This window comes from [Clostridium] citroniae WAL-17108, from assembly GCF_000233455.1.
GTDB lineage: Bacteria > Bacillota > Clostridia > Lachnospirales > Lachnospiraceae > Enterocloster > Enterocloster citroniae.
Map to the genome: position 1 here is coordinate 46,261 of NZ_JH376431.1, position 26,380 is coordinate 72,640.

A 26,380-nucleotide genomic window follows, 5' to 3' on the forward strand; every position below is an offset into this window, starting at 1 on the left:
GTATAGTATTCTTTACTATAGATGTCAATAGAAAATTGAATCCCTTATTATCTTCTGCTATTTTGCATAGTTTTTATAGTATTTTTTGTGCATATATTACATTTCAATCTCCAATTTTAGGAATTTTCATATCCTATACATCGCTCTCTCCTATTTGTCTGTTTTGGTAAACAAAATAAGTTTACACGTTTGGTTTACAAGTTTTATTCCTATCTTGCCGCACCCGTCCAAGCGGTTCCCTCAGAGACACCACACACAAAAAAGCAGGAGCATGGGACGGCGCGGCTTTCTCCGTCCATCCCATACTTCTGCTTTTTATATTCCATCATACATTCATCAACTGCTTTTAATCCAGTTCCAGTCCGCCTGTATACAGCTGATAATAGATTCCTTTTTCCCTGATCAGGCTGGCGTGATCCCCTCTTTCCACAATATTGCCATGGTCCAGGACCATGATGGCGTCTGAATTGCGGATGGTGGACAGCCTGTGGGCAATGACAAATACGGTCCTGCCCTTCATCAGCTCATCCATCCCGCTCTGGACCAGGGCCTCAGTCCTGGTATCAATGCTGGAAGTGGCTTCATCCAGGATCAGGACAGGCGGGTCTGCAATGGCGGCCCGGGCAATGGCCAGAAGCTGGCGCTGCCCCTGAGACAGTTCCTCCCCGTCTCCTGTAAGCATGGTGTCATATCCCTGCGGCAGCATGCCTATGAACTGGTCCGCATTGGCCAGCATGGCCGCCCCGTAAACCTCCTCATCCGTGGCATCCAGCTTGCCGTAGCGTATGTTCTCCCTTATGGTTCCGGTAAACAGGTGGGTGTCCTGAAGCACGATCCCCAGAGAATGTCGCAGATCATCCTTTCGTATCTCTCCTATGTCGATCCCGTCATAGGTAATGGAGCCCTTCTGTATATCATAGAACCGGTTGATCAGATTGGTGATGGTGGTTTTTCCGGCTCCCGTGGAGCCCACAAAGGCCAGCTTCTGCCCCGGCTTCGCATACAGGCTTATGTTGTGCAGCACCATGCGGCCCGGTTCGTATCCGAAATCCATATCCTGAAACCGCACATCCCCATTAAGTTTCGTATATGAAAACGTTCCGTTGCCATTGGGATATTTCCACGCCCATGTGTTGGTGCGCTCCCCCACCTCTGCCAGCTCCCCGTTCTCCCCTTCCCTGGCATTGACCAGGGTCACAGCCCCCTGGTCTGCCTCAGGCGCCTCATCCATCATGTTGAAGATCCGCTCCGCCCCTGCCAGGGCCATGATAATGGAGTTGGACTGTTGGGATATCTGGGCAAAGGGCTGGTTAAAGCTCTTGGTAAACTGCAGATAGGAGGCGATCTGCCCCAGGCTCAGGCTGGCCAGGCCGCTGAGCGAAAGGACTCCTCCCGTGATGGCCGTGAGCACAAACTGCAGGTTTCCTATATTGGTTATCACCGGCATGATCACATTGGCATACCGGTTGGCGTTAAAGGCACTGTGAAAAAGTGTTTCATTCAGAGCGTCAAACTCCTCCTTTGTCTCCGGCTCGTGGTTGAACACCTTGATCACCTTCTGGCCGCTTAGGCGCTCCTCAATATACCCGGTCACCCTGCCGATGGCCAGCTGCTGCGCCACAAAATGTTTCCCGCATCTTCCGGCCAGTGTACGGCTGACAAACAGCATGAGGATCACCATGGCCGCTGCCAGCACGGACAGGGGAAGGCTGATGCTTATCATTACCCCTGAGATGGCGATGATGGTGATCAGGGAGGAAAATGCCATGGGCAGCGCCTGGTTGATCATCTGCCGCAAAGTATCGATATCATTGGTATACCGGCTCATCAGTTCCCCGTGGGGATGCTGGTCAAAGTAACGGATGGGAAGGCTCTGCATGTGCTCAAACATCTCATCCCTTATCCTCTTTTGCACGCCCTGGCCGATATTCACCATCAGGCGGTTATAGATATAGGTACAGGCAACACCCACCACATAGAATACGGCCAGCCCCATCATGGCATGGTTCAGGGATGTAAAATCCGGACCCTGCCGCCCCAGGAGAGGGGTGATAAAGTCATCGATCAGAACCATAAGGAACAGAGGGCCTGCCACATTGGCCAGAGCGCTGACCACAATAGTGATCAGTACACAGACAAATTGCAGCCTGTAAGTGCTGGCCACATATCCCATGAGCCGCTTTGCCGTTCTGGCATAATGGCTGTTAAGCTTAAATGAATGATTGTCCTTTCTCATTCTTCCTCTCCTCCTTTCTTCTGGGACTGGTACACTTCCCTGTATATTTTGTTTCTCTCAAGGAGCTCTGAGGGAGTGCCGAAATCGTCCACCCTGCCGTTGTTCAGCACGATCACTTTATCAGCATCCTCCACCGAGGAGATCCTTTGTGCTATGATCAGTTTGGTGGTATCCGGTATCTCCTCTCTGAAAGCCCTTCGGATCAGCGCATCCGTCTTGGTGTCCACTGCGCTGGTGGAATCGTCCAGTATGAGTATCCTGGGCTTTTTTAACAGTGCCCTGGCAATGCAGAGCCTTTGTTTCTGGCCCCCCGACACATTGGTTCCCCCCTGGTCCAAAAATGTGTCATACCGGTCCGGAAACTGCTGTACAAACTCATCCGCCTGGGCCAGCCTGCATGCATGGATCATTTCCTCATCCGATGCCTGTGGGTTCCCCCATTTCAGGTTGTCGCGGATGGTGCCGGTGAACAGGACATTTTTCTGGAGCACCATGGCCACCTGGTCCCTGAGGCGTTCCAGATCATATTCCCTCACATCCCGGCCTCCCACCAAAAGTCTTCCCTGTGTCACATCATAAAGCCTTGGGATCAGCTGTACCAAAGTGGTCTTGGAACTGCCTGTGCCGCCCAGGATCCCTACGGTTTCCCCGGACCGGATATGGATATCCACATCCTTAAGGGCCAGCTTCTCCTTGTCTCCTATGTAGCTGAAGCTTACATGTTCAAAGTCAATGCTGCCGTCAGCCACCTCATGGACAGGATGTTCCGGGGCATTTAGGGTACTGGTCTCCTCCAGCACCTCCACAATACGCTCCGCGGAGGAGCGGGCCATGATGACCATAACAAACACCATGGACAGCATCATAAGGCTGGAAAGGATCTGTACCGCATAGATGATCATACTGGTCAGCTCGCCTGTGGACATGCTGTTTCCCACGATCAGCCTGGCTCCCAGTCCCGACACCAGCAGAATACAGTTGTACATGCAAAACTGCATCAGCGGACTGTTCCATGCCACAATTTTTTCCGCATATTTAAACTGGTAAAACACATCCTGGGATATGCGGTGGAATTTCTCCGCCTCATAAGGCTCCCTCACATAGGCTTTTACCACGCGGATGGCGTTTAGGTTCTCCTGGACCACCCGGTTCAGCACATCATAGCGCTTAAACACCGCCTCAAAATACGGGTGGGCCTTGATCACAATATAGAACAGCCCTGCCCCCAGCACGGGAAGTATGACAAAGAAAATAGTGGACAGTTCCCTGCTGATCCTCAACGCCATGAGAAGGGCGAACACCAGCATGATGGGCCCACGTATGGCGATTCGGATCACCATCTGGTATGCGTTCTGCACATTGGTCACATCCGTGGTCAGCCTGGTCACCAGGCTGGAAGGCGAAAACCGGTCAATATTGGCAAATGAAAAATCCTGTATGCGGTAAAACATATCCTTTCTCAGATTTTTTGCCATGCCGGCTGAGGCTTTTGCGGCATTGGTGCCTGCCATGATCCCAAAAAACAGGGCCAGCATGGACATGATGATCAGCACCAGCCCCACCTTAAGGATATAATGGATGCTTCCTCCATTGATCCCCCTGTCAATGATAAGTGCCATTACACCCGGCACCAGCACCTCCATCAACACCTCCAGAACCACGAATACAGGGCACCGGAGCGAGGGCTTTTTATATTCCCGGACCGAGGAAAGCAGGGTCCGGATCGTTTTTTTATGTTGCCCTATCACAGTTAAAACCTCCTTCATTGTTTCATTTTCCTGATTTTAAGGTAATTTAAAGAGCCTAGGTAAATGCCGCCCCTTGCGGCCATAGGCCCTTTCCCATCACATAAGATTATTTATCATCTTCATACCGGTGGCAATGAATGCCTCAAGCTCCCTCTGGGGTATCCCCCTGGTGACCAGATGTTCCATTTCCAGGATGTCCCGCAGTACCTGCTCCTCCATCCCGGCTCCCTTTTCAGTGGCAATGATCTTCTTACATCTGGCATCGTGGGATGCCTCCTCCCTGTAAATAAGTCCCCGTTTCTCCATCAGCTTCAGGATCTCCGTTGCCGTGGGACGGCGCAGGTTAAACTCCTCCTCCACATCTTTTTGGAACAGATCCCTCTCCTTATGACGGCTCAGGATAAAATGAAGGATCCCATTCTGTGCCGGGGTCAGGCCTGCGATGCAGTCCAGACTGTCAATCTTTCTTCTGACCAGGTTGGAAAGCGTGGCGATCAGCCGGACCGTGGGATTGACCGGCAATGTTCCGGCCGCCTTTGGCCTGACCGGCGCGGGATCTGACGGACCTGAATGTACGCTCATAAGACAAAAACTCCTTTCATGATAAAGAAACACTTCTCCAATGGCCTCCGGATATTCCCTTAATCTGTTAGCCTCCTAACAATATTACGCCACGCACAGTGGAATGTCAATCAACTTCACACATTTGTAACAGGCCGTGCCATGCAATATTTCCCCTTTTTTAGCAAAAACCCAATTTACATCCGGAAGATTCCTGATATAATGGAAAAGGCGCCGGCGGCTTTATCCCGTAAGGGGATCAAGGCTCCCGCCAAGGCAAATTTGTTATGACTCGCCATGAATAGAGTGGACGTCTCAATCGGAGGAAAAGATGAAAAATAGCAATGGATCCCAATTCAGATACGGCCTGAAAGACGGTGTTCCCATCGGGCTGGGCTATCTGGCCGTATCCTTTACATTCGGCATCATGGCACGGGGGGCAGGACTTGATACCTGGCAGGCTGTGGCCATGTCCTTTACCAACCTTACCAGCGCAGGCCAGTTTGCAGCCCTGGGCATTATCCAGGCAGGAGCCCCCTTTGTGGAAATGGCCGTGGCCCAGCTGATCATCAATCTGCGCTACTGCCTCATGTCCTGCTCCCTGTCGCAGAAACTGGAATCAGGCATTCCCTCTTTCCACCGATTTCTCATGGCTTACGGCGTGACGGACGAAATATTCGGCGTATCCGTGTGCAGGCCCGGAATGCTGAGTCCTTTTTACAATTACGGCCTCATATGCGTTGCGGTGCCCGGCTGGACCCTGGGAACCCTGTTGGGGGCGATCTCCGGAGACCTTCTCCCGGCCCGCCTTCTCAGCGCCCTGAACGTGGCCCTTTACGGAATGTTCCTGGCAGTGGTCATTCCCCCGGCCAAAGGCAACCGTATCCTCACCGGCGTGATTCTGGCATCCATGGCCCTCAGCTTCCTCTTTACCCGGATCCCGGCCCTGGACCACATATCATCAGGCTTTAAGATCATTATACTCACCATCATGATTGCAGGTGCAGCAGCAATCCTTTTCCCTGTAAAGGAGGAACCGGTCAATGAATCATAACGTATACCTCTATATACTGGTAATGGCAGGAGTCACCTACCTGATCCGACTCCTGCCGCTTACATTGATAAAAAAGGAAATTAAGAATGTTTATATAAAGTCCTTCCTGTATTATGTCCCTTATGTAACGCTGTCTGTCATGACTTTCCCTGCCATCCTGTATGCAACGGCATCCATATGGTCCGGCGCCGCCGCCCTGGCCATAGCCATTCTTCTGGCCTACAGGGGCAAAAGCCTGTTCCAGGTCTCCCTGGCCGGCTGCGCTGCCGTGCTGGTCCTGGAATTGTTTCTGTAGGGTTTTGCGCTACAGTGACAATCCGCCCCTGGCTCTGGCTCTCCTGTCCCTGATGGACTGCACCACCGGCACCATGAATATGGCCACGATCCCCCCCGCATAACCATTGTTATAAAGGTTCATCCCGCCATACACGATCCCTACATTCAATGCAACCGATGAGTGGAGGAAGCCGGCTATCATTCCCACTACTGCCCCGAACTCCCCTGCCACAGGCGCCAGGGTGGTGGAGAACAAAAGTGCCAGCATGGGGGATGGCTGATAGATCTCCCATGTCTTTGTAAAACTGGCCAGGTAAACCCCCAGCATAATAGGTGCGATATTCCTCAGATGCTTTCCCGTGGAGCTGAAGCCCACAATGGTAAAGATCCCGCATATGGTGGGTCCGTTTAAGTCTCCCCCCACTGCAAGTGAAAAGAAGGTGGCAAAGAGTCCGTTTACCCCCATGTTAAAAACAGTGGTGGCACCGCCCTCGTCCCTCAGATAATCCGTACCGCCGATGCCATAGGATTTCAGTATCCTGCAGTAGGACTCTATAATGCCTTTCCCCCTGACCGCCACGCCAAATACGATCATGCCCGCAAACAGCAGGGACAAAAGGATTCCAAACATCCGGTTATGGCCCGTGGACCAGATCAGCCTTGTCTCCACCTCCACGCCAAAGGACTTGATCACGGACACGATCACCGTGGCAATGATACCGGCGGCAAATCCCACATTATAAAGGGAATATCCCTTATGGGCGTAGTGGACATGGGTACTGAGAGGCGGCAGCACAAAGCCGATGATCAGTCCCACACCAATGGATATGAACAGGCGCACGATCACGGGCTGGCTTCCCACCTGCATCAGCTGCGTAATGATGGGGGAAAGGCTGGTACCGTACAGACCGATATAGATGTAACGCCTCATGGATGTCTTATGGTATTTGGCATATAAGTATACCCCTGCCAAAATTGCCCATATATTCAGCAGATTCTTTCCAAACAGCGAAAAGCCGAACATCAGGCAGCTGGAAGTGATGGTATGCCCGTCCATATCCATCCCCATAAAGTAGATGATCCCTATACTCATAAGGGTCAGCATACCTGCGTTGATCAGGGCAGCCCCCACACCGCCCACAACAAAATAATCCGTAATTAGAAAATCCGGCTCCCTGATGATCCGTATAATGCCGGGTCCGATCTCCGGGATGGGCTGAACCAACAGCCCTATCACAATAAAATAGACCGGAATCAGGGAAAGCAGACCGAATTTCTGCGTCCTCGTCAGAGATCTCATCTCCTGGAACTCCTCCAATTGATTCATATCGTTTCCTCCCAATCACAACTCTTTATTTATCATAACTGATAGAGGGGCATTTAGCAAAGACATTTTTTACTTTAAATGCCAAATTTATCATCTTATTGGAAGGATGGGAAAGCAAAATGCAGATGGCCCAGTCTGCGGAACACCATCCGGAAAACGCAAGAAATTGCAAATCGCCGCGAAATGACAGCAAACAAAAACAGCCGGAAATAAATGTTCACCCACTGTCAGACAGCGGCTTACTCTTTTATTTCCGGCCGGATTCCACTTGTTTCTGTTAACTGTTTCTGTTATGTTCTATTACCATCTACTGCTTCCTATAGGAAACAAACCTGTTGTTCTTCAGCATGTCGAAATACTTGGCAAGACGCTCATACAAAGGCTCCGCCTTGTCACCGAATTCTTCCTTTACCAGGATCCCGATCTCAATAAGGCTGCGGCTGCCGTCAATCTGTTTCCATACAAAGCTTCCGAACCGGTCCAGCTTGATATGGCTGACTTTGGGCGTGATCCACAGCTTCTGGGCAAGCTTGTCAAACAGACCTTTATGCACCATATCCACGGTTACGATCCCCTGTTCGTTCTCTTTCCAGGGAAATTCAGGATTTTTGACAGGTATCTGCTCCAGATAATTTCTGTCTTTAATCTTTACACGGCTCAACTTATACCATCCTTTATTTCTTATTGTCCTTATGCCAGATCGTGAATTTGCACAGGGTGAGCATCAGAAGCGCGAATACGACCAAGGAAACAATCTTGGCGCCCGGGCTTACAAGAAATGCACCCAGCCCGTTATCCATGGCGGACAGGTCCAGGAAATTGCTAAGGTTCCCGCCTCTTGGATTGGCGAACGGAATAATAGCGAACACGGCCAGCAGGATACCCACCAGGCCTTCCCCCGCGATCATACCGGAGGTATAAAGGATACCCTTGTCCACGGCTTCCTTCCTGTCCTCCTCCTTTGCAAATTTACGCTTCTCAAACCAATGGCGGATCAATCCGCCCACCATGATGGCCGCGGTAGTCCTCAAAGGCAGGTACAATCCCACAGCCACAGGCATAACGGGAATGCCCAAAATTTCAATCACAACAGCAATAGCTCCGCCTGCCAGGATCATGTTCCAGGGAAGATTACCATCCATAACCCCCTCTACCACGGTCTTCATGATCATGGCCTGGGGCGCCGGAAGTTCTGTGGAACCATATCCCCATGCCTGGTTTAACAGGTAGAGTACGCCGCCGATGGCAATGGCTGAGGATATGACGCCGATCAGCTCGCCCAGCTGCTGTTTTTTAGGGGTGGACCCCACCAGGAAGCCTGTCTTTAGATCCTGAGAGGTATCCCCTGCTATAGCGGCAATGACACAGATGACACCCCCGATGGCAATCACGCCCATCATGCTGTCATGGCCAGATCCCGACACCGCCTTAAGCACCAGTGCAGATACCAGAAGGGTGGCGATGGCCATACCGGATACAGGGTTGTTGGAGGAACCAACCAGTCCCACCAGACGTGAGGACACTGCTGCAAACAGAAAACCAAATACAGCAATCAAAAGGGCTCCCACAAATGTTACGGGAACTGCCGGCACCAGCCAGATGACCACCACGGCTGCCAGCACGCCGAGCAGCACAATGTTCATGGAAATATCCTGGTCCGTACGAAGGGTGGATGTCTGGCGTCCGCCCTTTAGATCCTTCATTGAATCCATGAAGGTGGCGGCGATCATGGGAAGGGATTTGATCAGGCTGATCATACCCGCAGCTGCCACGGCGCCTGCGCCGATATAACGGATATAGGAACCCCACATGGCCTGGCTGCCCATCTCACTGATCAGGACAGTTGCCGGAGCAAATGGCTCCGTAAGGCCGCTGCCGAACAGCTTGATGATGGGCATCAGGATCAGCCATGAAATGATTCCGCCTGAGAACATATAAGAAGAAATCTTTGGCCCGCAGATATATCCCACACCGGCTAAAGCCGGAAGTACGGAGATTCCTACGCCGCCGCCGTATTTCCGGATATCGTAATCCACATCGCTGGGGAACAGCTTCAGGCCGTCTGCAATGAACTTATAACCGGCAGCAATGCCCATTCCGGCAAACACAACACCGGCCTTGGAACCGCCCTGCTCTCCAGCGATCAACACCTCCGCACACGCAGTGCCCTCGGGATAGGGAAGGTTTCCGTGTTCTTTTACGATCAGAGCCTGGCGAAGGGGGATCATAAAGAGTACGCCCAGTACACCGCCGCACAGGGCAATGAGGGAGATCTCAACCAGGGACGGAGCTCCCTCCCCCCACTCGCTCATCCACATAAATAACGCGGGAAGGGTAAAGATCGCACCTGCAGCCACTGATTCGCCTGCAGATCCAATGGTCTGTACCATGTTGTTCTCCAGGATGGAATCTCTTTTTAAGATCACCCGGATCACCCCCATGGATATAACGGCTGCGGGGATGGATGCGGACACGGTCATGCCCACCCGAAGCCCCAGGTAGGCATTGGCCGCGCCAAACAGCACCGCCAGAAGAATACCTAGGACAATGGACACCCAGGTTATCTCCGGAACCACCTTATCAGCCGGTATGAATGGTTTAAAACCATTTTCATCTTTCATGTATCTATCACTCCTTTGAATATAATATCGCCCTATTATAACACCGATTAAAAATTATTTCCATATTTTTTAGGAAAATGGTAAGATTTACATGAAATTTCTAAAGTTAAAATGCATATTTTGGCAAATTTTTAGCCCATATCCTTTATTTAATTAATTAAACCTTTGGATTTCAGGATATGGGCCGGAAATTATTTTTATTTCATTTTTCTCTTGATCTTACTTCTCACAGGCAAAGGAAGGTCCCCGGAAGGCGCGGATCTCATCCATGAATTCCAGTACTCTCCCCCTACCAGGTCTTTTTTAGTTCCAGATTCCAATCCACCGCATAGGGATTAAAGGCGCTTCCCTTAAGCCCTTTATAAATGGACTCACGGCCCTCTGCTTCCCTTCCGGCCCACGCATTGTAACCGGCCAGATAGCTGGATATAAACTCATCCCATGAGTGGTAGGTGGACTGGATCGTCTTTGCCACCTCCAGGGAGCGGTTCATGGCTTCATCCATGGTATAGTAACCGGCCAGATAATAAAACCCCAGATTGGACATCGCCCGGCTGTAATCCCATGCGGAGCCTGTAGCTCCGCCCGATTCCAGCAATCGTTCCAGAACAGCGTCCGCGCTGGCCCTGTCAGTGACACCCCAACTGGAAGACAGCATTTTCCGGTTCTGTTCCTTTGTATATGCATCCGAGGAAGCCCCGTCCTCCCCCTCGACTCCCGACAGCATCAGAGTACCGCCGTAAGCGCGGATATTACAGCTGTTGCTTTTGGTCAGGATGGCATAGGTGGCATTAAACCACTGTACCACCTGATCGTCATTATATGGATTGGCCGTCTTGTTCAGATACTGCTGCCGGTGATTCAGGGCATAATCACCTTCCAGGTACTCGGGCTGTCCGTCCGTTCCCAGCTTGGAGCGGGTAAATTTCCCCTGTTCGTCAAACTGATACAGATAGTTTCCGATCACCTTTTCACAATTCTTGGATATATTTCCGTTCTCATCCAGATAAAACATGGTATCCCCCGACTTTTTAAAATCATTCTTTACCATCTGCCCATTGTTGTCATAGTAGTGCCACTGGCCGCCCTCGTTCTTCCAGTTCCCATACACGGTAAAGCACAGGGCCAGCGAACATAGTATGGCCAGTACAAAAATCCTTCCTGCTTTTATCTTACCCTTCATTTCCCGCCTCCCCACTCAAACGCTCCATCCTTTATCCTCCGGCTTTAAAGGATAGCTGCAGCGCAGTATTACACTGCCGTCATTCTCCTGCCCGCCGTAATAAACATCCGATATCCTCCGTGCGATCATCACAGCCTCTTCCTCATTAATATCCGACACCATGACCAGGTACTGACAGCTGCTGTACCGGGTATACAAGTCCCCCATGCGAAGACTTTTCCTGATCCCGTCCCCCAGCCGCTCCATCTCCCTGGCCTGCCGTTCCATGTCAAGAAAACATTTGTCCTGATCCGTCAGAGTGAACAGGATCAGAAATACTCCCCTGATCTCCCTCCGAAGCCTGCGTTCGGTCAGACGGTATACCTGTTTAAATGTCTCGTAATCCTGGCAGTATGCCCCGGGTCCCCGGTCATCCTCCCCCAGGTCATCTGCAATCAGGCTCATATCCGGTTCCACCAGTTCCGGCTTTCTGCGAACAGGGCCGTTTCCCCGTTCCTTTTCCTGCTTTTCGGAACGCTTGATCTCCCTTACTTTCCTGCACACACAGTCGTACATATCCTCGTACCGCTTAAACCCGGTGCTGGTCACGCCGGATACGGTCAGGCTGAGATGGATCAGGGTGGACTGGCTCAGATAAACGTGCTGAAACCTCTCTCTGATCCTCCGGCACCTGCCCATCAGCTCCTCCTGCGGCATATCGCTGCTGATAAAGATAAGAAACTCATCACCGCCGACCCTTCCAACCAGACTGTTGCTTCCGGCCATTTTTTTAAGAACCGCGGCAACGCTCTGAAGGAGCCGGTCTCCTGCCATATGTCCATACCTGTCATTTACCTGTTTAAAATGATCCAGGTCCAGCATGATCATGGTACCGGAAAGCCCTTTCCTTATGTATGCAGTAATCCTCTGGGCCATCGCTTCCCTGTTATAAAGTCCTGTAAGCCAGTCTGTCTCCTTCTCAGAATAAAATCGTATATTCCCCTGTTCCAGCTTGTTCTTTTTGGCGTGCGCTGAAGCAGGGCATAAATACTGGCTCATATTTCTACCCCCTGTCTTGATCTGCCATATATCTGTCAGACTTTATGTTGTTTTCTATTGTAGCACATATTATAATCCATAGACATACGGCGGGCAAAAAATTCAGGAAAATGTAATGATTTACCAGGAAATATGGGAAGCGCCCAGTAAAACAAAAACAGGAACCCGCGGCTTAGGGTTTCTTTCCCCGCGCCTTACAGGTTCCTGTTCTGCTGTATCCAGTTATGCTTCCTGTCCTGTTCGTGAGTAAAAAGTGATCAGATACAGTCCGCACAGACCAACCAGCGCATAAATGACCCTGGTAATCCAGGAAGTGTTTCCAAAAATCCACGATACCAGGTTGAAATTAAAGAATCCTACCAGTCCCCAGTTGATTGCCCCAATCAGGCTTACTGTCAGGGCGGTACAATCTAAAGCCTTATTTCCCATAGATGTTAACCTCCTTATTTGGACATTTGGCTTATACCCAGTTACAGTATGTACCTGAAAATGGAATTTTATACATTTACTGCTGAACGGATATCGATCCTATTATCATTTAAAGTGGTGGCCTCCCCTATATCCGATAGTCTCTGGTGGTGGAGCGCATTGACCAGCAGCCCGGCTCCCCGGGAAGCCATGGAATAAATTCCCGCAGCCGCAGCCGTGCCGGGAGCAACCAGTTCTGTCACCCGGGCAGTAAATTCCACCTCTGCCAGTTCGTTAAAGGCAATAACCGGATCACCGTCCCGGATTCTCCGGCTGTCCGCATCAACAGGATGGATCATCAGTTTCATGGCCCCCCGTCCGGCGGTCAGTTCCTCCCTGTCCAGGAAAATGGAGTTCAGGGTGTACTGGCTTGGCACCGCGATCAGCCGCAGGGGATATACTCCTGCGTGGGCAGGCAGATAGCAGGGCATGGGGTTTGGCTGCTTGGGATTTACGATCATGATCTTCCCGGAAGCTGTGCGAAACAGCCTGTGGTCTGCAAAGGGGGTGGATATGACGCCGCCCTTTCTCAGTATTTCCCACTCTTCGCCGGACACACGCCCCAGACCCGGGCCCGGCTCCTCTAACAGTTTCTCTACCATCTCCTCCTCTGACCGTTTAAAATACTCCTCCTCATATCCCATGGCCTGAGCCAGGATAGAAAAGGTATTCCAGTTACTTTTGCACTGTCCCGCAGGCTCCGTCAGTTTATAGGCAGTCCCGAAGGTACAGTATCCGTAGGCCAGGTAACAGTCCGACTGCTCCACGGAAAATGCGGCAGGCAGGATGATGTCCGCATACCGGGCCGTGTCTGTCATAAACCGTTCATGGACAACCGTAAACAGATCCGGCCGCTTCAGTCCCTTGATCACCTGGGTCTGGCCGCACACCGACCCCACCGGATTGCTGCCATATACATAGAGGCTTTTTACAGGAACATTGTTCCTGTCCCCATTTAACGCATTCCCCAGCAGATTAAGGTTTACCTTCCTGCCCGGCGTCTTCCTAAAATCCGGTCTGGTCACCAAAGCGTCATCCACATAGGGACCTGCCGTGGGACTGCAGCCGCACAGGCCGCCTCCCGGTTTTCCCCATGCCCCGGTGAATACAGACAATATGGTGATCAGCCGCACGGTCATCCCCCCATTGCCGTAGCGGGACGGACCGCTCCCCAGTATGATGGCCGGACGGGATGCACGGCCATATTCCAGAGCCAGGGAACGGATCACCAAGGCGGGAATGCCGGTTATCTCCTCCGCCCACTTTGGGGTGTAGTCCTTCAGTGTATCCTTAAATTCCGGGAATCCTTCCCCATATTCTTCCAGGAACTCCCTGTCCTCCAGTCCCTCCTCTACAAGCACATGCATCATGGCCAAAGCCAGGGCCCCGTCCGTGCCGGGCCGTATGAGGACGATCTGGTCACAATAGGGCGCCATATCCTCCCCACAGGCCTCTATGAGCACCACACGCTTTCCCCCGCCCCTGGCCGCCTTTAAAGCAGGCATGGCCTGAAGCCTGGTAGCCATCATGTTGCTGCCCCAGACTATGAGAAGATCACTGTCACAAAGCTCACGGGGATCCAGACAGCCGGTATGGCCCATAACCGCCTCATATCCCGCCCCCTTGGCCGAAGAACACAGGGTCTTCACCAGGGAACAGGCGCCCATCCTGTTAAAGAAGGCATCCCCGCATTTGCGCTGGACCACGCTCATGACCCCGGAGTAATAAAAGGGAAGGATTCCATTTCCGCCTTCCTCCTTAAGGATTTCTTTCCACCTTCCGGTTATCTCATCTACTGCCGCCTCCCAGGTGATGGGCATGAATTTCCCCTCCCCCTTTTCCCCTGTCCGTTTCAGAGGGGTGAGGATCCGGTCCGGGGAATGGATGGAATCCATATACCGGTGCATTTTCCTGCAGATCAGTCCTTTGGCGGCCGGATGCTCCGGATCCCCCTTAATGTTCAGGATATGCCTTCCATCTGTTTCCGCCAGCAAACCACAGGACGTGGGACAGTCATAAGGGCATATTGTCTTCTTCCATTGGGTATGTCTTAACTCTGTCATCTTATCTCTCCCTTAACCATGTTATCCATGGTTAAGTATAGATAGTTTTTCCTCATCCGTCAAACCAATCTTTCATCCCCCTCCTCCGAAAGAGGGTTGACCTGCACCAGGCAGTGCTTGACCTGAGGAAATTCCTCCTCCACTGCGTCATGAACATTTTTCGCAATATGGTGGACCTGTTCCAGCTTCATGTTCCTGTCCACCGCTATCTCGATCTCCACATATACCTTTGGCCCGAACAGGCGTGTTTTCAGTCCGTCCACCCGCTCCACACCGTCAGACCTTAAAGCCGCCATCCTAATGGAATCCGAGGTTTCATCATCACATGCTTTATCCACCATCTGGTTCAGGGAATCCCTTAACACATCCAGGGCCGCCTTTCCTATGAAAATACAGATGACCAGGCTGGCGGCCGGATCCATAAGGGGTATTCCCAGACGCGCCCCGCCGATCCCTACCAGGGCTCCGATGGAGGACAGTGCGTCTGAGCGGTGATGCCAGGCATCCGCCATCAGGGCGCCTGAGCGGATCTCTGAGGCAGCCTTTTTCGTATACCGGTACATCCATTCCTTCACGCCGATGGAGACCACGGCCGCAGCCATGGCCAAAAATCCCGGCACAGCTGCGGTCCCGTGATTCCAGAAAATGGTCCTCACCGCTCCAAACCCAATACCCGCCCCAATGGCCAGAAGGACCACTGCCAAAAACAGGGCCGCCACACATTCCATCCGTTCATGTCCAAAGGGATGTTCTTTATCCGACTGTTTTGCCGCCATAGTCACTCCGGCCATTACGATCAGTGTACTGAACACATCCGATGCGGAATGGACCGCATCCGATATCATTGCATTGGAATGGGCCAGGATACCGGCCGACAATTTTCCAATAGTAAGGGCAACATTGACCAGGATACTGATCCAGGACACATGCAAAGCCAGGTCTTTGTCCGTACGCCCTCCATTCCCTTGGCCCCGAAGGCCCCGCTGTAATCTCTGTTGAATCTTCTGCAGTATGCACATCCGTCTCATCCAACCACTTCCTCCCAATTAAAACAATAAAAAACACCTGCGGGACAATACGAGTAAACGACTGTCCCACAGGTGCTTTCCTACCTGCTGCCGCATGTTGCGGCCCGGCTCCTTTATGGTTTCATTCCATATCAGGCCTGTTCAGATTGTACTGTAGCTCTATATGCAGTGCAATGGATCCGGATATATCGGTTTATATCCGTTTGTATTAAGGTATGATGGAATGATTCGATTTGTGCTATATAGGTTTACAGAAGGTGCTTTCTAAGTTCTTCCCCCTCCTGGGCGCTGAGGTAAGACGGCGCAATGTCAAACACAGTCCTGCATCCGGTCTGCCCTTCTTTGCTCAACCGGTAGGCGGCTCTTGCATAGGCCGCGATCACGGAAGCTGTAAATTCAGGATTGGAATCCAGCTTCAGGCTGTATTCGATCACATGGCTGTTCTCATCCTCCCAGCCTGTCTTGCCTGTGCGGATGACAAAACCTCCGTGGGGGATCCCTGCATGGTCACGGAGAAGTTCCTCCTCCGAGATAAAATGTACCGTGGTATCATAGTCTGCAAAATAGTTGGGCATGGTCACAATGGCCGTTTCAATGGCCTTAAGATCCGCCCCCTCTTCTGCCACTACAAAACACTCCCTTGTGTGCTTCTGCCTGGTGGTAAGCTCCGGGCAGCTCCCGCTTCTCACCGCTGTCAGCGCTTCCTCCACCGGAATGGTATACTGCCTTGCATCCTTCACCCCATGGATGCGGCGGATGGCGTCCGAATGGCCCTGGCTTACGCCCCGGCCCCAGAAGGTATAGTCCCTGCCGCCCGGAAGGACAGCGCTGGCATACAGGCGGTTCAGTGAAAACATGCCCGGATCCCAGCCAACGGAAATGATTCCTATATGTCCGCCTGCCCTCGCAGCCCTGTCCACCGCGTCAAAATGCTGAGGAATATTGGCATGGGTATCAAAGCTGTCGATCACATTAAAATATTCCGCCATCTGGGGCGTCTGCACAGGAAGATCCGTGGCGCTTCCGCCGCAGAGGATCAAAACATCGATCTCATCCTTCATGGAGGGAGCATCCTCTGCTGATAAAACCTTTGCCCCTTCCGTAAGGATCTGAAGGCCCGCCGGATCCCTCCTGGTGAAAACAGCCTTCAGTTCCATATCCGGATTGTGCCTGACCGCACACTCCACGCCTCTTCCAAGGTTGCCGTATCCTAAAATTCCCACTCTGATCGCCATGTATAACACTCCTTTTGCATATGTTTTTAATTTTTGTAAATTATACTATAGCTAAAGGTGAATGGCAAGTTTTTTTCTCTAAAGTATAATCCTGGTCTTTTACTGTACTTACTTTTTTCAGGCTGACAGGATCGACAGCAGTTCTTTGCTGATCAGGCCATTGCTGGCCACAATAGGACTGGGCACTGAAACATCCGGATCCTCACCATTGTAACCGGTAACCCTTCCTCCAGCTTCCTGTATCATCAGCATTCCAGCGGCAAAATCCCAGGGTCTTAACACCCTCTCAAAATAAGCATCCGTGCGGCCGCAGGCCACATGGGCAAGTTCTATGGCCGCAGATCCGTTCCTCCTGATATCGGAGCAGCGCAGAAACACCTGTTTAAAATCCTGGAAATTCCTGTCCGCCAGCTGGTGGTCATAGGGGCTGGTGCCAATGGCGATCAGGCTTCTCTCCATGGTGTCCACACCGCTTACATGGATGGGTTTTCCATTGAGCCATGCCCCTCCTCCCCGGATCGCATAAAACATCTCGTCCGTGTAGGGCTGGTAAATAATCCCCAGTTCCAACTGCCTGTTGTCACAGAGCGCAAGTGACAGCGCGCTGTTTCTATTGTCATGGATCAGGTTGGTGGTTCCGTCCACAGGATCCAGGATCCACACAGCTCCTGAAAAGTCGATCTCACTGTTATCCTTTTCCTCCCCCATAAACTGGATATCCGGATACAAGTTTCTAAGCCCCTTCTGTATCATCTCCTGCACCTGGAGATCCACCTGGGTCACAAAATCCGCCACCCCCTTAACCTGGATCCTGGATGCCCCCTCATGGTCTAAAAACAGGGGCTTTACCGTCCTTGCAAGCTCCATTATCTTTGCCGCGTCAACCTTCATCTTCTTACGTCCTCCTGTCTTTCTATGTGTACTCTCGGAGTCTCCTCCGCACCCATTTTTACGGGATGCCGGATCACTGTCTTCCGCCTGGAAGCCTCGGTCTTCCTGGGATCGGAAAGATAGATTTCATGGTGCAGGCGGGTGGCGCTTAAATCGTTTTCATAGCCGTTGGCGGCGATGTACCCATCCATCCTGGCAACGGTGGCTGGCTCCTCATCATATGCGCCGTGGTGCATGATCTGGACACACAGTCCTTCATCTATGGTAAGATATTCGGCAAGGGAACAGTCCAGTTTTTTCTTTCTCTCCGCCTCCCTTACCGCCCAGTCAAAGTCCTCTTTTTTCACAAAATCCGGCAGCCGGATCACGCTGATCCAGTTAAAACTGCTTTTGTCCGAATAATCCACGCCATCAACGCCGTCCTGCCACCAGAAGCCCTCCAGAGGAGGAACCACATACTCAAAAAAGCCATCGATCTTGTAGGGTCCCTTATAGCTCATCTTTATGGTATAGGCGACTGCATATAAAATCCCCACCCCGCGCTGGTATTCTCCCCCCTCTTCGTTGGGATCGCCCTTTCCGCGGACAGCTATGTACCTGGCCGGCTTAACCGTAACAAGCTCAGGCTGGTCCTTTGGCATGTAACATTCTTTGTACTCCTTTTTAAAGTCAAACGGCATTGCAGTCACCTTCCTTTGTTTTACTAGAATATTTTTCTTTTTGTATACCTTTTCATTCTAATATCCGTCTGTGAAAAAGTCAAATGGATCAAACAAAAGGAAGGTCTTATATTATGCCCCATCCACTGAGTTCAGCCGTTCCATCACCTGCCACTCCCTCTCAATATAGAACATCTGGTCCAGCATCAGCCAGTTGGCCCGAAAGAAACTCATCAGCTGCCAATAACCGGCCCCGGAAAGCCCGTATTCCTTGATCAGGTCAAACTTGGCTTTGATGCTCCTGACATCCTCAAACCACACCTCATGCTGGATCCCATACTGCCAGTACCGGAAATAGGGAGACATGGCAGTCTCGTCAAACCGGATATCCACTCCAAAATCAATGGCGATCTGCACCGCCTGCCTGTTATTGATCGTCCTGGCCCTTGTCACTCCCCTCTCATAGGGGAGGGCCCAGTCATACCCATAGTTGGGAATCCCCAGGCTCAGCTTTTCCCTGGGGATGGCGGTTATGGCATAATCCACCACCCGTCTCACCATGTTGATGGGTGCCACGGCCATGGGCGGCCCCTGGCTGTACCCCCATTCGTATGTCATCAGCATGGCCCGGTTGGCGGCCGCCCCCAACAGCGCATAATCAATGCCCTCGTACAAAAGCCCTCTCTGCTCCGCCGATGTCTTGGGGGCCAAAGCCACTGAGACAGGATAGCCGAACAGGTTCATCACCCTTGTTGCAAGGCTTACAAAGGCTGCGAATCCCTCCCGGTCATCTGCCAGCACATATTCAAAATCAATGTCCAGGCCGCCGAATCCCTTTTCCTGCATGGTGCGTCCCAACTCCCATATAAGTCTTTGCTGCAGCTCATGATCCCTGACCAGCCCGGATACAAGGTTATTGTTAAAATGCCCGTCTTCCCCCAACGGAGTCAGCGTCAGTATGGGCCGTGTCCCCCACTGACGCGCCTTTTCAATCATCCAGGCATCATCCGTCATGGGCGGTACCAGCTCTCCCTCCAGGGTGAACCCATAGGAAAATACCTTCAGTCCATCCAGAAACGGCAGGGTTTCCTCCAGTACCTCATTATCAATAAAGGGATATGCGTACCCACTGGTGTAAAGAGGCGTCCTATCATGGACAGGATTCCCATCTGAAATATAAAGAGCCTGGCCAACGGCCAGGCGGTATGGGTATTCAATCTGATTATCCCAGATCACGGTCTGGGTGGAAATGTTGAAAGTCCTTGCAATGGAGTCCACACTGTCCCCCTGTTTTACCACATATAGTTCCAAGGCATTGCTCCTCTGCCTGTATTTATAGAATTATATGCAGCAGCAGCGGGTTCTCATTCGTAAATTATGCGTGATGGGACTCTCTTTATTCCGCAGAACTTTATTCCACAAGACTTTTTGACATCCATTTCCCGCTCTTTACCCGCAGGAAGGAAAATATAAATCCAAAGGCCCAGCCGGTGGGAATGGACCACCAGATCGCGCTGGCGCCTATGTAGTGCGCAAGGAGGTATGCGATGGCCACACGCGAAAACAGGTTGACCATGGAGCTGAGCATGAATGCGCCCATGTCCCCGGCTCCGCGCAAAAGACCATTGCCCACAAACAGTGCGCCCATCAGCAGATAGAACACGGAAACTGTCTTCATGTACTTAAGGCCGTAACTCATGGCGCTTCCCTCCGCCCCCTGGTTCAGGAACAGCCCCAGAAGCTGCGGGCCAAAGAGGTAGATCAGGGTGGTGATGATCAGTGAGAAGATAAATACCATAAACATACATGATTTATATCCCTGCTTCACCCTGTCCATCTTGCCCGCGCCGATGTTTTGGGCCGTATAGCTGGAAATGGCATTGGAAAAGTTCATATTGGGCAGCATGGCCAGGGTGTCGATCTTGGTGGCCGCTGTATAACCGGCCACAAACACCTTGCCGTAGGAGTTGACCAGTCCCTGCATCATCATCATACTCACCGACACGATGGACTGCTGAAGCATGGAGGGAACGCCCACCTTGGCAATCCTCCTGGCCGCATCCATATCAAAATAGGCGAAGGCAGCTCCTCTGGCTGAGGGTTCATTTTCCATCTTCCTTAAACGCCCTATGAGTACAAAAAATGAAATACATGCGCAAAGTCCCTGGGCGATCAGTGTCGCCCATGCAACGCCTGCCACTCCCATATTAAACTTAATGACAAACAGCAGGTCCAGTACAATATTGGTCAGGGCTGACACCATAAGAAACTTAAGGGGTGTCTGGCTGTCTCCCAATGCATTATAAATACCATTCAGGGAATTGTATAAAAAGAGGAATATGGCTCCTCCAAAATAGATCCTCAGATAGGCCAGGGAATCAGCCATGATATCCGGATCTGTTCCCAGAAGTTTCAGCAGAGGGCCTGCTGCCAGTTCACCGATTCCCATTATGATCAGCCCAATGACACCCAATGAGATCAGGGCGGTGGATACAGTTACCTTCATCTCCCTTATCTTTCCCGCCCCAAAAAACTGGGAGATCACCACCGTACATCCCATGGACAAACCGGCCGCCACTGCCACTGACAGGAATACCACGGGGAAAGATGAGCCAACCGCGGCCAGGGCGTCCTCGCCCACAAACCGGCCCACCACCATAGAGTCCACCATGTTGTAGAGCTGCTGGAACAGGTTTCCCACCACCATGGGTATTGCAAAGAAAAACAGAAGTTTTAAAGGCTTTCCCTCTGTCAGGTTATTGATCATTTGTACATCCTCCTTGTCTGTGTCGGTATTTCATTGCATTCTCAGCAATACGTCTTACAAAATCCTGATGAAGGGACCGCTCCTCCTCCGTAAAGCCGGAATAGCAGATTGCGTCCCATCTCATGAATATCTTGTCTGTCTCCGCCAGAACCTTCTCACCTTCCGCTGTCAGGCTCACCAGCTTCTGCCGCTTATTCTTCTCATTGACCACCCGGCAGACCAGCCCCTTTTCCTCCAGCTCCGACAGATTTCTGGCGATCCTGCCCTTGTCCATGTCAAAATGGGCGCACACATCCTCCTGGGTGCAGCTGCCCCTGCGCAAAAAATTAAGGACCTTCCCCTCCAGCGGTTGAAGTCCAAATCGTTCTAACTCGTTCCGTATAAACAACAATTCACAGCGGCGGTATATTCCCGTATACTGATTCATCCTTCCTCCCGGATCCCATGGATCGCTGAACGTTTGTATAATACAACAGTTGTAACATTCAACTATTATAGTGGCATATGGTATGGATGTCAAGTCCGTTATGTGGTATTATGTTGGATAGTATCATATTTTGAAAAGACAGGTGATCCTATGAAGAACTTCCACAAAAAAACAGCCCTTGAAGCAGAATGGGCCAGATTACAAAGGCGGGAGGAGCGTTTTCTCAAAAAAATTGCTATGGAAAAAGAATCCGTTCTGAACCGCCGTCTGGAGCATCTTGTTCCCCCTAAGCTGTCCTCCACCCTTGATACGGCGTTCTACAAAGCATTTGAGGTGGTGTTTGAAAAAGGCACTCCCATCATAGAAAAAACATACCGCAAAGAGGATCGGGAGACGGCCTACAAGGTCAGCGCGTACGCGGTGAGCCTGAAGGAAAGCAGGCGGAATCTGAAAGCATTTTCCAAACGCGCGCAAAACAGCAGGGCGGTCAACCTCCTGGCCTCCGGCGCCAGCGGAATCGGGCTTGGCGCCCTTGGCATTGGGCTGCCCGATATTCCGCTGTTTACGGGAATGCTTCTTAAATCTATTTACGAGATTGCATTGAACTACGGATTTTCTTACGATACGGTGAGGGAACAATGCTTTATCCTAAAGCTGATCCGGGTTCCCCTTTTACCAGGTGAGATGGCTGTCCGGGCGGACGGGGAAGTAAATCAGCTGATTGCGGAGAATCATGGCGGTGACGGCAGCATCCGTATGACAGGTGAAGCAGAAACATCCATCCACGAAAAAAAGGCGCAGATGCGCCTGACCGCCCAAGCTCTCTCCCACCAGCTTTTATACATGAAATTCCTGCAGGGGATCCCCATTGCAGGGATCGTGGGCGGAGCCTTTGATGCCGTGTATTTGAAAAAAATCACAGACTACGCGGACCTGAAATACAGGCGGCGGTTCCTGTTAGGACGCGGCCCGCAAAATGAAGGATAGCACTAATATGGCGTGGGAATGGCGCTAAGATGTACCAGTTACAGACAGGTTTTCCCGGTTCACCAAAATTTCTTTCCATCCTGCCTATGGTCCCCCAAAACTCCACGGTCTCCGCCCCTGCCAGTCCGCCTCCGATTTTCATGGAAAAGCTTTATGTACTGGAGGATGCGCCAGTCATAACCGAGGATCTGCTGCGGGAAAATTATCATTTTTCCACCTGCTCATCCGGCTCCCTATCTGCTTTGCAGTTCAAGCCCCTGAAAACAGCGGCGGATGAATTTGAAAAACAGTATATCAGGGAGGTGCTGGAGCATTCCCATGATCTGGACGAGGCTGCCATGATCCTTGAAGTTGACAGGAACTGGCTGGACCATAAGTTAAAGGAATAAGGGGTGCTGCAGGATGGTAAGAACCATCGCCGCAGCACCCCTTATTCCTTCAGTCCTGTAAATCTAATACAACCGTTTATAATCATTGGGAGTTACCCCCATTTGCTTCTTAAACACCTGGATAAAATAGCTGGTATCATGATATCCCACCAGATCCCCAACCCTGGAAATACTGTAATCCGTTGATGTTATAAGCTCCACCGCCTTATTCATCCTGATCCGCAGCACATTCTCAGAAAAGCTTTTGCCCGTATACCGCTTGAGCAGGCGGGTAACATAGTTTTTGCTCACGTGGAATTCATCCGCCAGTTCATCCAGGGAAATGTCGTTTTTGTAGTGCAGTTCCAGATATCCCAGCATGCTTCCCACAAAGGACTGATTCTTATCATTGGTCCTCTCCTTATTGCTGTTGGCCAGTATGACCAGGAGCTTCAACACATACCGTTTAACTTCCCCGGCATTCTTGGCTCCGTAAATCCGCTCCGTGCTCTCGTGAAGCAGCTTGGCTGTATTAGCCGCTTTTCCCGGCTCTGAATACAGGATCAGGGAACAGAGCAGGTCCATGGCGCGGATCCGAACCCCATCCCCCCAATCCTCATCCTGGCCAAATATGGATCGTACCATCTCCTCGATCCCGTCAATATCTCCGGTGGACACCAGGGTGTTGATCCTTCTCTTCTGTCCATCTGAGGTTTTCCAGTCATTCTGCCTGTTCCGGATATCCGCGTACTGGACAATGCTGTCATTTCCCAAAAACGAGCTCTGATCACAGGCCGCAGAGGCTTCCTCCATCAAATGGGGAATATTACATGGATTGCGGTCTGTCAGGGAGATTCCAAAGCAGATTTCCTCTCCCAGGGTGCTTCCCACTGCTTTCTGCAATTCCTCGCAGAATTTTACACATGTATCCGCACACCGTCTTTCACTCTCACCCTCTACAAAGATTACCACCAGACAATAATCCGCTCCGTCCATGCAGGTAAGCAGGTCCTGGCAATATCCGCATGCCATGGATTCCGCCATGTTCATGACCGCAAATTCCCGCAGCCAGCTCTCCATGGGCCTGCTCTTATATACCCTTGCCTTAACGCACACATAGTTCTCAATGGTCACGTCAATGGATTCCATACGCTTTTCGATTTCCTTCCGGTCCCGTATGTTGCCTCTTACCAGGTCCCCCACATACTGCTGCCGTATGACCGGTGTTGCGATGCGGTAACGCTCCATGAACTCCGCCAGCTTCTGCTCCTTTAGTCTGGCATCCTCATGTTCCATACAGAGGCGTTTCAGCAGGCCGGACAGCTCTGCAAAATTCAAGGGCTTTAAAAGATATTCACGCACCCCTATTCCAATGGCGGATTTGGCATATTCAAATTCATCGTAACCAGTCAAAAGAATGATCTGCACTTCTGGCAGCCGTTTCCTGGCCTCCTTTGCAAACTCCAGCCCGCCCATGACCGGCATCTTAATATCGCTGACAATAATATCCGGCCGGGCCTCCTCCAGTTTTTCCAGACCCTCTGCCCCGTTCTTTGCCTTGGCAGACAATGCGCAGCCATGGGCTTCCCAGTCAAACCGTTCCAGCCCATGGAGAATGCGCTCCTCATCATCCAATATCATTACCCTGAGTCTCTTCATGCCTTCTCCTCATCACCTCCCCATAGCTCAGATCCAGGTCCTTTCCATCCGTAAAAGGTATCCTTATGGTTATGGCAGTCCCCTCCCCCTGCCTGGATTGGATGGTCAGCCCATACTGGACCCCAAACAGATATTTGATCCTTTGGTCAACCGCATAAAGCCCGATATGGGCATGAGGGCTGCTGGAGGAGGTCTTTATCTCCTGGGGATCCCGCAGCTCCCTCATACGTTCATCATCGATCCCCCTTCCTGTATCCTTCACAAGGATCTCCACCGTTTCACCGCATCTGCGGGCTGAGATGAGCACCAGACACTTCCCATCGCTTCCCTCCAGTCCGTGGACAATGGAATTCTCCACCAATGGCTGGATGGTGAACTTGGGGATCACCTGCTTATTTACTTCCTCATGGATCTGGTACAGCACCTCCAGACGCTCCCCATAGCGCACCTTCTGAATGTAAAGATAATCCCTGATATAGCTGATCTCCTGTTCCAGCGTCAGGTTTCCGGCTTTATGGCTGATGCTCAGGCGCATGAGGCGGCTGACGGACTGAACCATGTTACAGATCTCCGTCTCCTTATGTTCGTAGGCCATCCAGTTGATGATATCCATGGTATTGTACAGGAAATGGGGATTGATCTGAGCCTGCAGGGCCTGGAACTCCAGTTCCTTTTCCAGGCTCTTGCTCTCCACCACAGTGTCGATCAGCCCTTCCACCTGGCGGATGGTCTCATTAAAAACATGTCCCAGCTTCCCCATCTCATCCTCACTGTATTCTGCAATCCGCACTGAAAAATCACCCTCGGCAAACTTTACCAGCGCCCTGGACATATCCTCCACAGGGCGGATCATCCGGTCCGCAAGGGCCTTGGCCGCCGCAAGGGAGATCAGCAGAAATACGATCATCAGCAGAAACGCCTGGATCTTAAAGGGTGCCAGCTGTTCCATCAGCACTACCATGGGAACCAGGCCAATGGTGGTCCAGTTGGTATTATCCGACTGGTGATAGATGGCCACATACTGCCCGCCATTTGTCTCATAAGGAAAATATCCGCTGAATCCAGTCATTTTCCCGGTCAATTCATCTGCACCATCAAACCTTCCATCATTAAATAAACTTTCCTTTTTTTCATCCAGCAGCATGATGGTGCCCTTGGAGGAAAAATCAGCGTTGTTGGTAAGGCTCTTTAGATAATCCTTTCTGAGTCCCATGACAGCCACGCCCAGGTCTTCCATGGTCAGGGAATCCTTGATCTGCTTGACCACCAGAAAGCTGTCCTCCCGGCCGCTGTCATTTACAATAACAGGCCTTCCCTTACCCTGTTTTGCGGTCTCATGAAGCTCCCGGGGCATTATATCGATCCCCGTCTCCCTGAACGGGACCAGGAACGCATCCCCTTCATTACTGTAAACAGCAATCTCGCTGACGCTGTAGCTGTAATACGCCTGGACGATCATCCGTTCAATGATCCGTATGTTGCTGTCATAACTGGTGTAGTCATCATTTCTGTTGACCACACCATTGCACAATTCTTCCTGAAGTACCTCGGAATTGCAGACCCAGGCTAGGCTGTCCTTCATTCCCTTCATATAAAAGTCATATGTGTCAGACATCTGGAGAATGGTCTCGCTTGTCTGGTTAATGGTCTTTTCCATCAATATATTCTCGGCCAGTTTGTACGTCACCATCCCGGACAGCGCGGTAAACACTGCCATAATTGCTGAGAAATAGAGAAATACCCGGTTGCGCATGGACAGGTTTTTAAGGGCCATATCCTTCTCC

General features: G+C 51.4%; 23 protein-coding genes and 1 riboswitch. Of the genes, 4 read left to right on the top strand and 19 right to left on the bottom strand.

Going from position 1 to position 26,380, the window contains the following annotated elements:
• Window positions 1-346: 346 nt before the first annotated feature.
• The 3 genes from HMPREF9469_RS27105 to HMPREF9469_RS27115 all read right to left on the bottom strand — a co-directional run bounded on the left by HMPREF9469_RS27105 (window position 347) and on the right by HMPREF9469_RS27115 (window position 4,566).
• Complete coding sequence (locus HMPREF9469_RS27105; protein ID WP_007869934.1) at window positions 347-2,236, bottom strand: ABC transporter ATP-binding protein; 1,890 nt, start codon at window positions 2,234-2,236, stop codon at window positions 347-349.
• Window positions 2,233-3,984, bottom strand: coding sequence for an ABC transporter ATP-binding protein (locus HMPREF9469_RS27110; RefSeq protein WP_007869936.1), 1,752 nt, complete (start codon window positions 3,982-3,984; stop codon window positions 2,233-2,235). The genes HMPREF9469_RS27105 and HMPREF9469_RS27110 overlap by 4 nt, the downstream gene beginning before the upstream one ends.
• A gap of 96 nt (window positions 3,985-4,080) precedes the next feature.
• Window positions 4,081-4,566, bottom strand: a complete 486-nt coding sequence (locus HMPREF9469_RS27115) for a MarR family winged helix-turn-helix transcriptional regulator (protein ID WP_007869939.1) — start codon at window positions 4,564-4,566, stop codon at window positions 4,081-4,083.
• Window positions 4,567-4,876: 310 nt separating this feature from the next.
• Here HMPREF9469_RS27115 and HMPREF9469_RS27120 point away from each other — a divergent pair, with 310 nt between their 5' ends.
• Both HMPREF9469_RS27120 and HMPREF9469_RS27125 read left to right on the top strand, forming a co-directional pair.
• Window positions 4,877-5,599, top strand: a complete 723-nt coding sequence (locus HMPREF9469_RS27120) for an AzlC family ABC transporter permease (RefSeq protein ID WP_007869942.1) — start codon at window positions 4,877-4,879, stop codon at window positions 5,597-5,599.
• Complete coding sequence (locus tag HMPREF9469_RS27125) at window positions 5,589-5,894, top strand: AzlD domain-containing protein (RefSeq protein ID WP_007869944.1); 306 nt, start codon at window positions 5,589-5,591, stop codon at window positions 5,892-5,894. The genes HMPREF9469_RS27120 and HMPREF9469_RS27125 overlap by 11 nt, the downstream gene beginning before the upstream one ends.
• Before the next feature lie 9 nt (window positions 5,895-5,903).
• On the opposite strand, the gene HMPREF9469_RS27130 is transcribed toward HMPREF9469_RS27125, so the two are convergent.
• From HMPREF9469_RS27130 to HMPREF9469_RS27195, 14 genes are all read right to left on the bottom strand, one after another.
• Complete coding sequence (locus HMPREF9469_RS27130) at window positions 5,904-7,202, bottom strand: DUF1576 domain-containing protein (protein WP_007869946.1); 1,299 nt, start codon at window positions 7,200-7,202, stop codon at window positions 5,904-5,906.
• A gap of 307 nt (window positions 7,203-7,509) precedes the next feature.
• Window positions 7,510-7,863, bottom strand: coding sequence for a PqqD family protein (locus HMPREF9469_RS27135; protein ID WP_007869950.1), 354 nt, complete (start codon window positions 7,861-7,863; stop codon window positions 7,510-7,512).
• 13 nt (window positions 7,864-7,876) lie between these two features.
• Complete coding sequence (locus HMPREF9469_RS27140; RefSeq protein WP_007869952.1) at window positions 7,877-9,823, bottom strand: OPT family oligopeptide transporter; 1,947 nt, start codon at window positions 9,821-9,823, stop codon at window positions 7,877-7,879.
• Window positions 9,824-10,112: 289 nt separating this feature from the next.
• Complete coding sequence (locus HMPREF9469_RS30855) at window positions 10,113-11,006, bottom strand: DUF1266 domain-containing protein (RefSeq protein WP_007869954.1); 894 nt, start codon at window positions 11,004-11,006, stop codon at window positions 10,113-10,115.
• Window positions 11,007-11,021: 15 nt separating this feature from the next.
• A complete protein-coding gene (locus HMPREF9469_RS27150; protein WP_007869956.1) occupies window positions 11,022-12,044 on the bottom strand; it encodes a GGDEF domain-containing protein in 1,023 nt (340 codons plus the stop codon).
• 222 nt (window positions 12,045-12,266) lie between these two features.
• Complete coding sequence (locus HMPREF9469_RS27155; protein WP_007869958.1) at window positions 12,267-12,473, bottom strand: DUF378 domain-containing protein; 207 nt, start codon at window positions 12,471-12,473, stop codon at window positions 12,267-12,269.
• Between the two features lie 68 nt (window positions 12,474-12,541).
• On the bottom strand, window positions 12,542-14,575 hold the full coding sequence (locus HMPREF9469_RS27160; RefSeq protein WP_007869960.1) for a molybdopterin-containing oxidoreductase family protein: 2,034 nt from the start codon (window positions 14,573-14,575) through the stop codon (window positions 12,542-12,544).
• 59 nt (window positions 14,576-14,634) lie between these two features.
• The gene (locus tag HMPREF9469_RS27165; protein ID WP_007869962.1) at window positions 14,635-15,603 is read right to left on the bottom strand and encodes a cation diffusion facilitator family transporter; all 969 of its coding nucleotides are present in this window, start codon (window positions 15,601-15,603) and stop codon (window positions 14,635-14,637) included.
• Between the two features lie 59 nt (window positions 15,604-15,662).
• A riboswitch (NiCo riboswitch) is annotated at window positions 15,663-15,758 on the bottom strand.
• A 93-nt stretch (window positions 15,759-15,851) separates the two neighbouring features.
• A complete protein-coding gene (locus HMPREF9469_RS27170) occupies window positions 15,852-16,838 on the bottom strand; it encodes a diaminopimelate dehydrogenase (RefSeq protein WP_007869965.1) in 987 nt (328 codons plus the stop codon).
• Between the two features lie 117 nt (window positions 16,839-16,955).
• The gene (locus tag HMPREF9469_RS27175; RefSeq protein ID WP_007869968.1) at window positions 16,956-17,729 is read right to left on the bottom strand and encodes an inositol monophosphatase family protein; all 774 of its coding nucleotides are present in this window, start codon (window positions 17,727-17,729) and stop codon (window positions 16,956-16,958) included.
• The gene (locus HMPREF9469_RS27180; RefSeq protein WP_007869971.1) at window positions 17,726-18,409 is read right to left on the bottom strand and encodes a GyrI-like domain-containing protein; all 684 of its coding nucleotides are present in this window, start codon (window positions 18,407-18,409) and stop codon (window positions 17,726-17,728) included. Before HMPREF9469_RS27180 ends, HMPREF9469_RS27175 begins: the two co-directional genes overlap by 4 nt.
• A 111-nt stretch (window positions 18,410-18,520) precedes the next feature.
• A complete protein-coding gene (locus HMPREF9469_RS27185) occupies window positions 18,521-19,699 on the bottom strand; it encodes a glycosyl hydrolase family 18 protein (RefSeq protein ID WP_007869975.1) in 1,179 nt (392 codons plus the stop codon).
• A gap of 100 nt (window positions 19,700-19,799) precedes the next feature.
• On the bottom strand, window positions 19,800-21,155 hold the full coding sequence (locus tag HMPREF9469_RS27190; protein WP_007869978.1) for an MATE family efflux transporter: 1,356 nt from the start codon (window positions 21,153-21,155) through the stop codon (window positions 19,800-19,802).
• On the bottom strand, window positions 21,145-21,582 hold the full coding sequence (locus tag HMPREF9469_RS27195; protein ID WP_007869981.1) for a MarR family winged helix-turn-helix transcriptional regulator: 438 nt from the start codon (window positions 21,580-21,582) through the stop codon (window positions 21,145-21,147). Before HMPREF9469_RS27195 ends, HMPREF9469_RS27190 begins: the two co-directional genes overlap by 11 nt.
• Window positions 21,583-21,732: 150 nt before the next feature.
• Between HMPREF9469_RS27195 and HMPREF9469_RS27200 the strand changes: the two genes are divergently transcribed.
• The gene (locus HMPREF9469_RS27200) at window positions 21,733-22,569 is read left to right on the top strand and encodes an EcsC family protein (RefSeq protein WP_007869987.1); all 837 of its coding nucleotides are present in this window, start codon (window positions 21,733-21,735) and stop codon (window positions 22,567-22,569) included.
• A 29-nt stretch (window positions 22,570-22,598) separates the two neighbouring features.
• The gene (locus HMPREF9469_RS27205) at window positions 22,599-22,958 is read left to right on the top strand and encodes a helix-turn-helix domain-containing protein (RefSeq protein WP_007869990.1); all 360 of its coding nucleotides are present in this window, start codon (window positions 22,599-22,601) and stop codon (window positions 22,956-22,958) included.
• Window positions 22,959-23,021: 63 nt separating this feature from the next.
• Here HMPREF9469_RS27205 and HMPREF9469_RS27210 read toward each other — a convergent pair whose 3' ends face one another.
• Together HMPREF9469_RS27210 and HMPREF9469_RS27215 are read right to left on the bottom strand one after the other, a co-directional pair.
• Window positions 23,022-24,596 carry a response regulator gene (locus HMPREF9469_RS27210; RefSeq protein ID WP_007869993.1) on the bottom strand — a complete coding sequence of 525 codons (1,575 nt, stop codon included), beginning with the start codon at window positions 24,594-24,596 and terminating at the stop codon, window positions 23,022-23,024.
• Window positions 24,565-26,370, bottom strand: a complete 1,806-nt coding sequence (locus HMPREF9469_RS27215) for a cache domain-containing sensor histidine kinase (RefSeq protein WP_007869996.1) — start codon at window positions 26,368-26,370, stop codon at window positions 24,565-24,567. The genes HMPREF9469_RS27210 and HMPREF9469_RS27215 overlap by 32 nt, the downstream gene beginning before the upstream one ends.
• Window positions 26,371-26,380 lie beyond the last annotated feature (10 nt).